General features: G+C 78.0%; 14 protein-coding genes. 4 read left to right on the forward strand and 10 right to left on the reverse strand.

Annotated features, from left to right (window positions below; all coding sequences use genetic code 11):
* Positions 1-40: 40 nt before the first annotated feature.
* The 3 genes from WDV85_RS14230 to priA form a co-directional block, all read right to left on the reverse strand.
* Positions 41-706 (reverse strand): SDR family NAD(P)-dependent oxidoreductase, encoded by a 666-nt coding sequence (locus WDV85_RS14230; protein WP_339571246.1) that lies wholly within the window; start codon positions 704-706, stop codon positions 41-43.
* A gap of 70 nt (positions 707-776) precedes the next feature.
* Positions 777-1547, reverse strand: coding sequence for an SseB family protein (locus WDV85_RS14235; protein WP_339571247.1), 771 nt, complete (start codon positions 1545-1547; stop codon positions 777-779).
* Entirely contained in the window at positions 1544-2317 is a 774-nt protein-coding gene (gene priA / locus WDV85_RS14240) for a bifunctional 1-(5-phosphoribosyl)-5-((5-phosphoribosylamino)methylideneamino)imidazole-4-carboxamide isomerase/phosphoribosylanthranilate isomerase PriA (protein ID WP_339571248.1), read from the reverse strand. Before priA ends, WDV85_RS14235 begins: the two co-directional genes overlap by 4 nt.
* Positions 2318-2366: 49 nt before the next feature.
* On the opposite strand from priA, the gene WDV85_RS14245 reads away from it, so the two are divergent.
* Positions 2367-2807 (forward strand): VOC family protein, encoded by a 441-nt coding sequence (locus WDV85_RS14245; protein ID WP_339571249.1) that lies wholly within the window; start codon positions 2367-2369, stop codon positions 2805-2807.
* Between the two features lie 40 nt (positions 2808-2847).
* Here WDV85_RS14245 and WDV85_RS14250 read toward each other — a convergent pair whose 3' ends face one another.
* Both WDV85_RS14250 and hisH read right to left on the reverse strand, forming a co-directional pair.
* Positions 2848-3024, reverse strand: coding sequence for a hypothetical protein (locus tag WDV85_RS14250; protein WP_339571250.1), 177 nt, complete (start codon positions 3022-3024; stop codon positions 2848-2850).
* Complete coding sequence (hisH, locus tag WDV85_RS14255; RefSeq protein WP_339571251.1) at positions 3021-3674, reverse strand: imidazole glycerol phosphate synthase subunit HisH; 654 nt, start codon at positions 3672-3674, stop codon at positions 3021-3023. The genes WDV85_RS14250 and hisH overlap by 4 nt, the downstream gene beginning before the upstream one ends.
* Before the next feature lie 126 nt (positions 3675-3800).
* Between hisH and WDV85_RS14260 the strand changes: the two genes are divergently transcribed.
* Positions 3801-6209 (forward strand): excinuclease ABC subunit UvrA, encoded by a 2409-nt coding sequence (locus WDV85_RS14260; RefSeq protein ID WP_339571252.1) that lies wholly within the window; start codon positions 3801-3803, stop codon positions 6207-6209.
* Positions 6210-6264: 55 nt separating this feature from the next.
* Here the strand turns inward: WDV85_RS14260 and WDV85_RS14265 are convergent, their stop codons facing one another.
* The 4 genes from WDV85_RS14265 to hisD all read right to left on the reverse strand — a co-directional run bounded on the left by WDV85_RS14265 (position 6265) and on the right by hisD (position 10197).
* The gene (locus WDV85_RS14265; RefSeq protein ID WP_339571253.1) at positions 6265-6912 is read right to left on the reverse strand and encodes a hypothetical protein; all 648 of its coding nucleotides are present in this window, start codon (positions 6910-6912) and stop codon (positions 6265-6267) included.
* Between the two features lie 98 nt (positions 6913-7010).
* Positions 7011-7652, reverse strand: a complete 642-nt coding sequence (hisB, locus tag WDV85_RS14270) for an imidazoleglycerol-phosphate dehydratase HisB (protein WP_339571254.1) — start codon at positions 7650-7652, stop codon at positions 7011-7013.
* Positions 7649-8818 carry a histidinol-phosphate transaminase gene (locus WDV85_RS14275; RefSeq protein ID WP_445263347.1) on the reverse strand — a complete coding sequence of 390 codons (1170 nt, stop codon included), beginning with the start codon at positions 8816-8818 and terminating at the stop codon, positions 7649-7651. Before WDV85_RS14275 ends, hisB begins: the two co-directional genes overlap by 4 nt.
* Positions 8819-8868: 50 nt before the next feature.
* Entirely contained in the window at positions 8869-10197 is a 1329-nt protein-coding gene (gene hisD, locus WDV85_RS14280) for a histidinol dehydrogenase (RefSeq protein WP_339571256.1), read from the reverse strand.
* 118 nt (positions 10198-10315) lie between these two features.
* On the opposite strand from hisD, the gene WDV85_RS14285 reads away from it, so the two are divergent.
* Positions 10316-10972, forward strand: a complete 657-nt coding sequence (locus tag WDV85_RS14285; RefSeq protein ID WP_171203429.1) for an LON peptidase substrate-binding domain-containing protein — start codon at positions 10316-10318, stop codon at positions 10970-10972.
* 31 nt (positions 10973-11003) lie between these two features.
* Positions 11004-11510: an aminoacyl-tRNA deacylase gene (locus tag WDV85_RS14290; protein ID WP_339571257.1), complete on the forward strand. Its 507-nt coding sequence runs from the start codon at positions 11004-11006 to the stop codon at positions 11508-11510.
* On the opposite strand, the gene WDV85_RS14295 is transcribed toward WDV85_RS14290, so the two are convergent.
* Positions 11477-12115 carry a hypothetical protein gene (locus tag WDV85_RS14295; RefSeq protein ID WP_339571258.1) on the reverse strand — a complete coding sequence of 213 codons (639 nt, stop codon included), beginning with the start codon at positions 12113-12115 and terminating at the stop codon, positions 11477-11479. The two genes, WDV85_RS14290 and WDV85_RS14295, sit on opposite strands and share 34 nt — an antisense overlap.
* Between the last annotated feature and the right edge of the window lie 7 nt (positions 12116-12122).

Raw genomic sequence — 12122 nt, forward strand, 5'->3', positions numbered from 1 at the left:
GGCGGCCCGGGAGCGGGCCGCCGCCGGCCGGACCTGACGGTCAGTCGGCGCTGATCTGCAGCCGGAAGCGGTCGCGGCCCGTGTGGAGGTCCCACAGGTGGTCGGCGAGCACGCCCGGGTCCTTCTCGGGGTCGCCCTCGACGATCTGGCCGCCGATGACGAGCTGGGCGACGTGGATGCCCTCGTCGCGCAGCTCGTCGTGGAGGAGCTGGAGGTAGGCGGCCTGGCCGGCGAAGGCGACGCTCGTGCCGGTGACGGCGCGGCCGGGCGTGACGGCCGAGCCGCCGTTGACGAACAGCAGGGTCCCCCTGCCCTCGCCGAGGAACCGCATGCCGGGCAGCACCTGGTGGACGGCGGCGACGGGGCCGTAGATCGAGAACTCGACCGGGCCGCGCAGGTCCTCGGGCGTCGTCTCGAGCACGGGCCGCATGAAGTCCTTCTGCGGCAGCGGGCTGTACTGCAGCACCTCGATCGGACCCAGCTCGGCGGTGGCCCGCTCGAGAGCCGCTGCGAGGGAGGCCGGGTCGCGGACGTCGGCGGCGAAGCCGCGGGCGTGCACGCCCTCCGCGCCGAGCTCGTCGGCGAGGGCGTCGACGCGGGACTGGCTGCGGGACAGGAGGGCCACGGAGAAGCCCTCGGAGCCGAAGCGGCGGGCGACGGCGCGACCCAGGCCGCGGCCGGCGCCGATGATGGCGATGGTGGTCATGGGGCCTGCCAACCGGCCTCCCCCGGCGGCTGTTCCACCCGCCTCGTCAGGGCCGGTGGGGCGCGGCGGGTCAGGACGCCGTGGTGAGCCGCACCTCGAGGGAGTCGACCGCCTCGGCGACGAGGGGCGAGGCGGCCAGGCGCGTCTGCACGCGCTCGAGCAGGGCGTCGAGGGCGGGGCGGTCGAGGCCGGGCGCCAGCGCGAGGACGACCGCCGTCTCCGCGCGCCGTCCGCGCTCGACGACGGCGGAGGCCACCGCCGGCTCGACCTCCGCGGCGGTCCGGACGGCCGCGGCGACGTCCTCGCGCTCCCACGACGGCCGCCACGCCCGCTGCTGGGCCAGCGCCTCGAGCGCGGGGCGCGGCACGACGAAGGGCCGCTCCGCCGCAGGGTCGACGACGAGCAGCGCGCAGCCCTCGTCCGCGGCGGACAGCGCGGCGCGCTCGACCTCGCTGGGCACGGGCCGGGCCGCGGCGTCCCAGGCGCTGAGCGCGGCCGTGGAGGTGAAGACGGGCAGCGCCCGGCGCCCGTCCGGGGCCTGCAGCGTGACGACGGCCATGTCGGCCCCCGTGTCGGACGTGGCACCGGTGAGGGGCGGGGCCTCCTCCCCCGCCGCGACGGCCACGACGGGCACGAAGACGCGCGTGCCGGCGAGCGCCGCCACGACCGCCGCGGGGCCCGTGGCGTCACGGTCAGCGAGGGCGGCGAGCACGCGCCCGTCGGCCGCGCCGTCGTCGCCCGCGAAGGGGCTGGGCGTGAGGGTGCGCCCGGCCCACGGGACGCCGCCGGAGTCGGCGCCCGCCCCGTGGCCGTGGCCGTGGCCGGGAGCGGGCGTCGTCACGGCCGCCCGGCGACGTCGAGCGCCTCGCCGAGCGTGAACGCCCGCGCGTAGAGCGCCTTGCCGACGATGGCGCCCTCGACGCCGCTGGGCACGAGGGCGCGCAGGAGGCGCAGGTCCTCGAGGCTCGAGACGCCGCCCGAGGCGACGACGGGTCGGTCGGTGGCCGCGCACACCTGCTCCAGCAGAGCGGCGTTCGGGCCGCGGAGGGTGCCGTCCTTGGTGACGTCGGTGACGACGTAGCGGGCGCAGCCGTCGGCGTCGAGCCGGGCGAGCACCTCCCAGAGGTCGCCGCCCTCCTGCGTCCAGCCCCGCGCGGCGAGCGTCGTCCCGCGGACGTCGAGGCCCACGGCGACGCGGTCGCCGTGCTCGGCGATGGCCCGGCGGGTCCACTCCGGGTCCTCGAGCGCGGCCGTGCCGAGGTTGACGCGACGGCAGCCGGTGGCGAGCGCCCGCTCGAGGGAGGCGTCGTCGCGGATGCCGCCCGACAGCTCGACGGCGACGTCGAGGCGTCCGACGACGTCGGCGAGCAGCTCGGCGTTCGAGCCGCGCCCGAAGGCGGCGTCCAGGTCGACGAGGTGGATCCACTCCGCCCCGCCCTCCTGCCACGCGAGCGCCGCCTCGAGCGGGTCGCCGTAGCCGGTCTCGGAGCCGGCCTCGCCCTGCACGAGGCGGACGGCCTGGCCGTCGGCGACGTCGACGGCGGGCAGCAGCTGCAGGCGCTCGGCCTCGCCGGGGGTCTGGTCGCTCGGCTTCTCGTCGCTGGAGGTCACCCGCTCATCCTGGCAGCCGCGGACCGGGCCCCGGCCCTAGCATCGCGTCGTGGCTGGTCCGGCGTGGACGCTCACCGTGGACTGCGCCGACCCCGGGGTCATGGCGACCTTCTGGAAGGCGGCGCTCGGCTACGTCGACGCGCCGCCGCCCGACGGCTTCGCGAGCTGGCCGGCGTGGCTGACGGCGATGGGCGTCCCCCGGGCGGAGTGGGACGACGGCGCCGCGATCGTCGACCCGTCCGGTGACCGGCCGGCCGTGTCGCTGCTCCGTGTCCCGGAGGCGAAGCTGCAGAAGAACCGCTGGCACGTCGACCTGCCCGTCAGCGGAGGGCGCGCGCGGAGCGCCGAGGACCGCGAGCGGCTGGTCCGGGCGGAGGTCGTACGGCTGGGCGCCCTCGGCGCGCGGGTGCTCGCGGAGCACCGGACGGCCCGCGGCCTCGACCACGTCGTCATGGCCGACCCGGAGGGCAACGAGTTCTGCGTCGTCTGACCCGCTCGGGCGCCCGGCCGTGAGGAGGCCCGGGCTCCCGTCAGCGGTCGAGGGCGTACGGCACGAGGTAGAGCCCGGCCCCGACGAGGGCGAGCACGGCGAGCACCCCGGTGACCACGGCGCCGCGGCGCAGGCCCTGGCGACCGAGCGACAGGGCCCCGCCGAGCAGGAAGGCGGCGAGGACGGCGAGGACCAGCCCGAGGACGAGCTGGCTCACGCGGCTCCCCCGTCGCCCAGCGCGGCGACCCAGCGCCGCAGCAGCCGCTGGCCGGCGTCGCCGGACTTCTCCGGGTGGAACTGCGTGGCCGACAGGGGCCCGTCCTCGACGGCGGCGACGAAGCGCGTGCCGTGCTCGGCCCACGCGACCCCCGCCGTCGACGGGCCGCGCCACTCCTGCACGGCGAAGGAGTGCACGAAGTAGTACCGCTCCTCGGGGTCCGGGTCCTCACCGAAGAGCACCGACCCGGCCGGCGCCTCGACGGTGTTCCACCCCATGTGCGGGACGACGGCCGCGGGCAGCCGGGCGACGTCGCCGGGCCACAGCCCCAGCCCCTCGGCGGCGGACGCGGGGTCGTCGGCGTGCTCCAGCCCCCGGCCGAAGAGCACCTGCAGGCCGACGCAGATCCCCAGCACGGGTCGGCCGGCCGCCAGCCGCTCGGCCACGACCTCGTGTCCGCCGACGGCGCGCAGGTCCCGGGCCACGGACGCGAAGGCGCCGACGCCGGGGACGACGAGGCCGTCGGCGGCGAGCGCCGCCGCGCGGTCGCCCGTCAGCGCGACGTCGGCGCCCGTCGCCTCGAGGGCGCGGACGGCGGAGCGGACGTTGCCCGAGCCGTGGTCGAGCACGACGACGCGCGGGGAGGTCACGCGCCCAGCCTAGGCGGGCCGCGGTCGCCGCCCGAGCGCCCTGCGCGGCCCTTCCCGCCGGTGCGGGGCTGCGGTAGGAAGCCCGCGGGGCCGCCGCCGGGGCGGGCCCGCCGTCCGGAGGTCGCCATGGCTCCCGCTCCCCCCGACCTCGCCGCGGCCACGGGCGGCGGGGGGCACCCGGCCGACGGCCACGACCGCATCCGCGTGCACGGCGCCCGCCAGAACACCCTGCGCGACATCTCGGTCGAGCTGCCCAAGCGCCGGATCACCGTCGTCACGGGCGTCTCGGGGTCGGGGAAGAGCTCGCTCGTGTTCGGCACCATCGCCGCGGAGTCGCAGCGCCTCGTCGACGAGACCTACAGCGCCTTCCTCCAGGGCCTCATGCCCGGCCGGGCGCGCCCCGACGTCGACGTCCTCGACGGCCTGACGACGGCGATCGTCGTCGACCAGGAGCGGATGGGCGCGAACGCCCGCTCGACCGTCGGCACGGCCACCGACGCGAACGCGATGCTGCGCATCCTCTTCAGCCGGCTCGCCGAGCCGCACCTCGGCGGGCCGCAGGCCTACTCGTTCAACGTGGCGTCGGCGAGCGGCAGCGGAGCCGTGACGGTCGGCGCGGCGAAGGCGGTGCGCCGGAGCTTCACCGTCACGGGCGGCATGTGCCCGCGGTGCGAGGGGCTGGGGCGCGTCGACGACATCGACCTCACGGCCCTCTACGACGCCTCCCTGTCGTTGGACGAGGGCGCCATCACCGTGCCCGGCTACAGCACGGAGGGCTGGTACGCCCGCATCTTCCGGGGCTCGGGCTTCTTCGACCCGACCAAGCCCGTCGGCGAGTTCACTGACGCCGAGCTGCACGACCTGCTCCACAAGGAGCCGACGAAGGTCGTCGTCGACGGCATCAACCTCACCTACGAGGGGCTCGTCCCCAAGATCCGCAAGTCCTTCCTGTCCAAGGACGTGGAGTCCCTGCAGCCGCACGTGCGCGCCTTCGTCGAGCGCGCCGCCACCTTCGCGCCCTGCCCCGCCTGCGGCGGCACCCGGCTCTCCGAGGGCGCGCGCTCCTCGCGGGTGGCGGGCCGCTCCATCGCCGACGTCTGCGCGCTGCAGGTCACCGACGTCGCCACCTGGCTCCGCGGGCTCGACGAGCCCTCCGTCGCACCGCTCCTCGGGGCGCTGCAGGGGCTGCTCGACTCCTTCGTCGAGGTGGGGCTGGGGTACCTCACCCTCGACCGGGCCACCGGCACGCTGTCGGGCGGGGAGTCCCAGCGCACGAAGATGGTGCGCCACCTGGGCTCCTCGCTCACCGACGTCACCTACGTCTTCGACGAGCCGAGCAGCGGCCTGCACCCGCACGACGTCCAGCGGCTCACGGCGCTGCTGCGGCGCCTGCGCGACAAGGGCAACACCGTGCTCGTCGTCGAGCACAAGCCCGAGGTCGTCGCCGTGGCCGACCACGTCGTCGACCTCGGCCCCGGCGCCGGCTCGGCCGGCGGCGCCGTCTGCTTCGAGGGCACCGTCGAGGAGCTGCGGGCCAGCGGCACGCTCACGGGTCGCCACCTCGCCGACCGCACGCCGCTCAAGCAGCACGTGCGCACGCCGACGGGCGTGCTGGAGGTGCGCGGGGCCACGCGGCACAACCTGCGCGACGTCGACGTCGACCTCCCGCTGGGCGTCCTCCTCGTCGTCACGGGCGTCGCCGGGTCGGGCAAGAGCTCGCTCGTCCACGGCTCGCTGCCCCGGGAGGTCGACGGGCGACCCGTGGTGCGGGTCGACCAGACGCCCCTCAAGGGATCCCGTCGGAGCAACCCGGCGACGTGGACGGGACTGCTCGAGCCGGTCCGCAAGGCCTTCGCGAGGGCGAACGGCGTGAAGCCCGCCCTCTTCAGCGCCAACTCGGCCGGCGCGTGCCCCGTCTGCTCGGGCGCAGGAGCCGTCTACGTGGACCTCGCCGTCGGCGGCGGGGTCTCGACCACCTGCGAGGCGTGCGAGGGCCGCCGCTTCGACGCCTCGGTGCTCGAGCACCGCCTCGGGGGGAAGGACGTCAGCGAGGTCCTCGAGATGCCGGTGGCTGAGGCCGTCGCCTTCTTCGGCCCCGCCTCAGAGCACCGGGAGGCCCGCGTGCCGGCCGCCCACGCCGTCCTCGCCCGCCTCGACGCGGTCGGGCTCGGCTACCTGCGGCTGGGGCAGCCGCTGACGACCCTGTCCGGCGGCGAGCGCCAGCGGCTGCGCCTCGCCACGGCGATGGCCTCCCCCGGCGGGGTCCTCGTCCTCGACGAGCCCACGACCGGCCTGCACCCCGCGGACGTCGAGCACCTCCTCGGGCTGCTGGACCGGCTGGTCGACGAGGGGACGTCGGTCGTCGTCGTCGAGCACCACCAGGCCGTCGTCGCGCACGCCGACCGCGTCGTCGACATGGGGCCCGGAGCGGGGCACGACGGCGGCCGCGTCGTCTTCGAGGGCACGCCCGCCGAGCTCGTCGCCGACGGCTCCACGCTCACCGGGCAGCACCTGGCGGCCTACCTCGGCGTCTGAGCCGAGGAGCGGCCGGCCGCCCGGCCAGGCGTCGCCGTCGGCGTCGCCGTCGGCGTCAGGTGTCGGAGGAGTCCGCGCGGTCCTCCCGGGCGGCGGCGCGACGGCGCAGCGCGGCGGTCGCGCCGAGCACGACGCCGAGGAGCGCCACGGCGGCGACGAGCACCGACCCGCGCCCGGCGAGCAGCTGCGCCACCTCGAGGAGGAGGACGAGCAGGCCCGCGACGGCGAGGACCGCGGGGAGGACCGGCGAGGGCGGGCGTGGCGCCCCCGGTCCGCCGGCCGGTGCGCCGCTGCGGCCCGCCGCCGCCCGGGCGGCGGCCACGCGCCCCAGCCCGGCGCTGCTCGTCGCTCCCGGCAGGTCGGCGGCCTCCACGGCGCCGTGGACCACGCGCTCGGCGGCGTCGGGCAGCCCCGCCAGCACGAGGCCCGGCGAGCGGACGGCGTCCGCGCCCTCCTCCCGCCGGCCGCGGCGCCACTGCTCCGCGCGGACCGACCCGCCCGCTCCCGCGGTGACGTCCGAGCGCAGCACGACGACGGGCACCGGCCCGAGCGCGCGCGAGGCGCCGCGCACGACGGCGTCCGGGTCACCGTCGCTCGGCGCCGCGACGAGGCACCCGCGCCCGTCGAGGGGCGCGACGACGGCGGCCACCCGCGCGAGCGCGAGCGCACCGGCGAGGCGGCCGGCGTCGGCGACGGGCGCCACGACGACGACGCGCTCCGCCGGGCCCCCGACCGGCGCGTCCTCGACGTCGTCGCCCTGCCCGTCGAGGGGCCCGTCGAGGGGCTCGTCGGGCCCGCCGGTCAGAGCGCGCCCTTGGTGCTCGGGACGCCCGTGACCCGCGGGTCGTGCGCGAGCGCCGTCCGCAGCGCCCGGGCGACCGCCTTGAACTGCGTCTCGACGACGTGGTGCGCGTCGCGCCCCGCGAGGACCCGCACGTGGAGGCCGATGTGGGCGTGGAAGGCGAAGGACTCCAGGACGTGCCGGGTCAGCGAGCCGAGGTAGGGGGTGTTGCCCGGGCCGCCGCCGATGAGCACGTGCTCCTGGCCGGCCGGCTCCCCCGAGTGGACGCAGTAGGGGCGCCCGGAGACGTCGACGACGGCCTGCACGAGCGCCTCGTCGAGCGGCACCGTGGCGTCGCCGAAGCGCACGAGGCCGCGCTTGTCGCCCATGGCCTGCCGGAAGGCCTGCCCGAGGCAGATGGCGACGTCCTCGACGGTGTGGTGGGCGTCGATGTGCAGGTCGCCCTCGGCCTCGACGACGAGGTCGACGAGGCTGTGGCGCGCGAGCGCCGTGAGCATGTGGTCGTAGAAGCCCACGCCCGTGCTGATGCGGGACTCGCCCGTGCCGTCGAGGTCGACCTCGACGACGACGGAGGACTCGCTCGTGCGGCGCTCGACGCGCGCGCGACGGGCCGGGCTCTGGACGGCGGCGGGGTCGGTCATCGGGTGCCCTCCGGGGCGTCGGGGCCGGCCGCGCGGGCGCCGGCGGGGGTGGCGAGGACCTCGACGAGCGCGTCCCTGAAGGCGGCGGTCTCCTGCGGCGTTCCCACCGACACGCGCAGCCACCCCTCGGGGCCCGTCTCCCGGACGAGCACCCCGCGGTCGAGCAGGCCCTGCCAGGCGGCGTGGCGGTCGGCGAGACGCCCGAAGAGCACGAAGTTGGCGTCGCTGTCGGCCACCTCGAGGCCGAGGCCGCGCAGCCACGTGACGAGGGCGTCGCGCTCGGCGCGCAGCGCGTCGACGCCGCGGAGGAGCTCGGCGGAGTGCCGCAGGGCGACCCTCGCCACCGCCTGGGTGACGCCGGACAGGTGGTACGGCAGCCGGACGACGCGCAGCGCGTCGACGACGGCCCGCGACGACGCGAGGTAGCCCACGCGCGCGCCCGCCAGGCTGAAGGCCTTGCTCATCGTCCGGCTGACGGCCAGGCGCGGGTAGCGCTCGAGCAGCTCCAGCGCGCTCGGGACGCCCTCGCGGCGGAACTCGGCGTACGCCTCGTCGACGACGACGACGCCCGGCGCGACGTCGCACACGGCCTCGACCACCTCGCGCGGCAGCGCGGTGCCCGTCGGGTTGTTCGGCGAGGCGAGCAGGACGACGGACGGCCGCTCCCGCTCGACGAGCGCCACCGCCGCCGCCGGGTCGACGGTGAAGTCGTCGCGGCGCCGGCCGACGACCCAGCGGGTGCCGGTGTCCCGCGCGTACTCGGGGTACATCGAGTAGGTCGGCGCGAAGGACACCGCCGTGCGGCCCTCGCCGCCGAAGGCCTGCAGCACCTGGAGCATGACCTCGTTGGACCCGTTGGCCGCCCACAGCTGCTCGGCCGGCAGGCGGACCCCCGACTCGAGCGCGAGGAAGTCGGCGAGGTCGGCCCGCAGGTCGAGGAACTCGCGGTCGGGGTAGCGGTTGAGCCCGCGCGCGGCGGCGGCGACGGCCTCCCCCATCTCCCGGGCGACGACCTCCGACGGCGGGACGGGGTTCTCGTTGACGTTGAGCAGCACCGGCACGTCGAGCTGCGGAGCGCCGTAGGGCTCGACGCCGCGCAGGACGTCGCGCAGCGGCAGGTCGGCGAGGGAGGCCGCCCGCGCCGCGGCGGCGTCGGGGGCCGGCACGGCCGCCACCGGGTCCGTCGTCGTCGCGCCGGCGGGGCCGGCGTCGCCGCTCACGCGCCGCTCCCGCGCAGGCGCGCCGTGACGGCCTGGCCGTGCGCGGGCAGGTCCTCCGCCTCGGCGAGCGCGACGACGTGCGGGGCGACGTCGGCGAGCGCCTGCGCCGAGTACTCGACGACGTGGATGCCGCGCAGGAAGGTCTGCACCGACAGCCCGCTGGAGAAGCAGGCGCAGCCGCCGGTCGGCAGGACGTGGTTGGAGCCCGCGCAGTAGTCGCCGAGGGAGACGGGGGCGTGCGGCCCCACGAAGATCGCGCCCGCGTTGCGCACCCGCGCCGCGAGCCCGGCGGCGTCGGCCGTCTGCACCTCGAGGTGCTCGGCGCCGTAGCCGTCGGCGACGGCGAGCAGCCCGGCCTCGTCGTCCACGAGCACGACGGCGGACTGGGGGCCGGCGAGCGCCGTCCGCACCCGCTCCGCGTGCTTGGTGGCGGACGCCTGGACCTCGAGCTCGGCCTCGACGCGCGCGGCCAGGTCCTCCGAGGTGGTGACGAGGACGGCGGCGGCCACCGCGTCGTGCTCGGCCTGGCTGACGAGGTCCGCGGCCACGAGCGCGGGGTCGGCGGAGCCGTCGGCGAGGACCATGACCTCCGTGGGGCCGGCCTCGGCGTCGATGCCCACGACGCCGCGCAGGAGGCGCTTGGCGGCCGCGACGTAGCGGTTGCCCGGACCGGTGACCATGTCGACGGGCGCGCACAGGCGAGAGCGGTCGTCCTCGCGGGCGCCGAGGGCGAGCATCGCGACGGCCTGGGCGCCCCCGACCGCGTAGACCTCCTCGACGCCGAGCAGCGCGCACGCCGCCAGGACCGTCGGGTGGGGCAGTCCGCCGTGGTCGCGCTGCGGCGGGCTCGCGACGACGAGCGAGCCGACCCCGGCCTCCTGCGCCGGCACGACGTTCATGACGACGCTGCTGGGGTACACGGCCACGCCGCCGGGGACGTAGAGGCCCACGCGCCCCACCGGGACCCACCGCTCGGTGACCGTGCCGCCGGGCACGACCTGCGTCGTCGTGTCCGTGCGGCGCTGGTCGGCGTGGACGAGGCGCGCGCGGCGCACCGACTCCTCGAGCGCGGCGCGCACGGCCGGGTCCAGGGCGGCCAGGGCGTCGGCGAGGGCGTCGGCCGGCACCCGCAGGTGCGGCGGCCGGACGCCGTCCAGGCGCTCGCCGAGGTCGCGCAGCGCCGCGGCGCCACGGGCGCGCACGTCCTCCACGATCGGGCGGACGACCTCGAGGGCCGACTCGACGTCCTGCTCGGCGCGGGGCAGCGTGCCGCGCAGCTCGCGCGCGTCCAGGGCGCGACCGCGCAGGTCCAGGCGACGGATCACCGCTCGATGGTAGGGGGCGGCGCCACCGCGCCCCGGCGCGTCCTCGGCGCGCCCCGGGGCCCACCCGGGCGCGCGGCCTCCCTCCGCACCGCGCGGGGCCGCGCCGTACGCTCGCGCGGTGCAGCCGCTCCCGCTGTTCCCGCTCCCGTCGGTGCTGGTGCCCGGCCTGGTGCTGCCGCTCAACGTCTTCGAGCCGCGCTACCGCGCCCTCGCCCGCCACCTGCTCGACACGCCGCCCGAGCGCCGGGTCTTCGGCGTCGTCGCCCTGCGCCCGGGCCGGGACGTGCGCCAGGGCGCGGACGCCGTCCACGAGGTCGGCTGCACCGCGGTGGTCCGCGACATCACCGAGCTCGACGACGGCCGCTTCGAGATGGTCACCAGCGGCGCCCTGCGCTTCCGCCTCCACGGCCTCGACGACACGGCCGGCACCCCGTGGGCCACGGGCCTCGTGACCCCGCTCGAGGACCCCGAGGGCGACCCCGACGAGGCGGCGGCGCTGGGCGTGCGCGTCGCCGCCGCCTTCGCCGCCTACCGGGCGCGCCTCGGCGGCGCCGAGGACGCGGTCGGGGTCACGTCGCCGCGCGTCCTGTCCCACCTCGTCACCGCCGGGATGGTCCTGCCGCTGCCCGAGCGGCAGGCCCTGCTCGAGCAGCCGGACGCCGTCGCCCGGCTGCGCGCCCAGCTGCGCCTGCTCGCCCGCGAGGAGGCGCTGCTCGACGCGACGGGCGCGCTGCCCCAGACCGGGCCCGACCTGTCCTTCGCCACGCCCAACTGACCCCGCGCCGCCCGCAGGACGGAGGAGCGCCGTGGCCCGCCGGACCCCCGCCCCGACCGCCGCCGTGCGGGTCCTCGTCGCCGACGGCGCCGCGCACGCCCTGCGGCCCTACGCGCAGGACCCGCGCGCCGCCGCCGGCGAGGGCTACGGGCTCGAGGCCGCCAGCGCGCTCGGCGTCGACCCGCACCGCGTGCTCAAGACGCTCGTCGCCCTCGTGGACGAGCAGCCCCTGCTCGCCGTCGTCCCGGTGACGGGGCGCCTCGACCTGCGGGCGCTGGCGACCGCACGGGGCGGTCGCCGCGCCGTCCTGGCCGAGCCGGCCGCGGCGGAGCGGCTCACGGGCGGCGTGGTGGGCGCCATCAGCCCGCTGGGCCTGCGCCGACCGCTCCCGGTCGTCGTCGACGCGAGCGCCGCCGCGCACGAGGCCGTCCTCGTCAGCGCCGGACGCCGGGGGCTCGACGTCGAGATCGCGCCGGCCGACCTCCTGCGGCTCTGCGGGGGCGCCTACGCCGAGGTCGCCCGGCCGTCGTCCCCCTGAGCGGCGTCCCCCTGGGCGGCCGCGTCCCCCCGAGCGGCGTCCGCCCGGGCGGCGTCCCCCTGGGCGGCGGCGTCCCCGGAGTCGGCGGTGGACGGCTCCCGCCGCGCCGGGGCGCGGAGCATCCCCGCGATGAGGACGACCGTCACGAGGAGGGCGGCCGCCGTCGGCGCCACCGCGAGCGCGACGGTCGCCTGCAGCTGCAGGCCGGCGGGGGCGACCTGGACGCCCTCGGCGAGCCGGGAGGCGACGTCCTCGGGCAGCGCCGGCCCGCGGCGCGGCCCTGCCACGAGACCGCCCAGGGCGCTGCCCAGCCACGACGTCGCGAGCGCACCGGCGGCCGCCGCCACGAGGGCCACCACCGCGGCGGGGCCGGTGGGCCCGCGACGGGCGCGCAGGACGGCCGCGCCGGCGGCGAGCCCCGCCACCGCGGTGACGAGGACGAAGACGCCGTCCTGCGCCGCCGCGAGCTCCGGCAGGCCGGGCGAGACGCGCTGCGTCCCGTCGGTGACGACCTGCGGCTGCGGCGCCAGGAGCCACCACGCCAGCGCGGACACCAGGACGAGACCCGCCCAGACCGGCAGGACCCGTGCGAGCAGGGCGCTCACGAGCGGA

The organism is Pseudokineococcus sp. 5B2Z-1, from assembly GCF_037482305.1.
In the GTDB taxonomy this organism is placed as follows: Bacteria; Actinomycetota; Actinomycetes; order Actinomycetales; family Quadrisphaeraceae; genus Pseudokineococcus.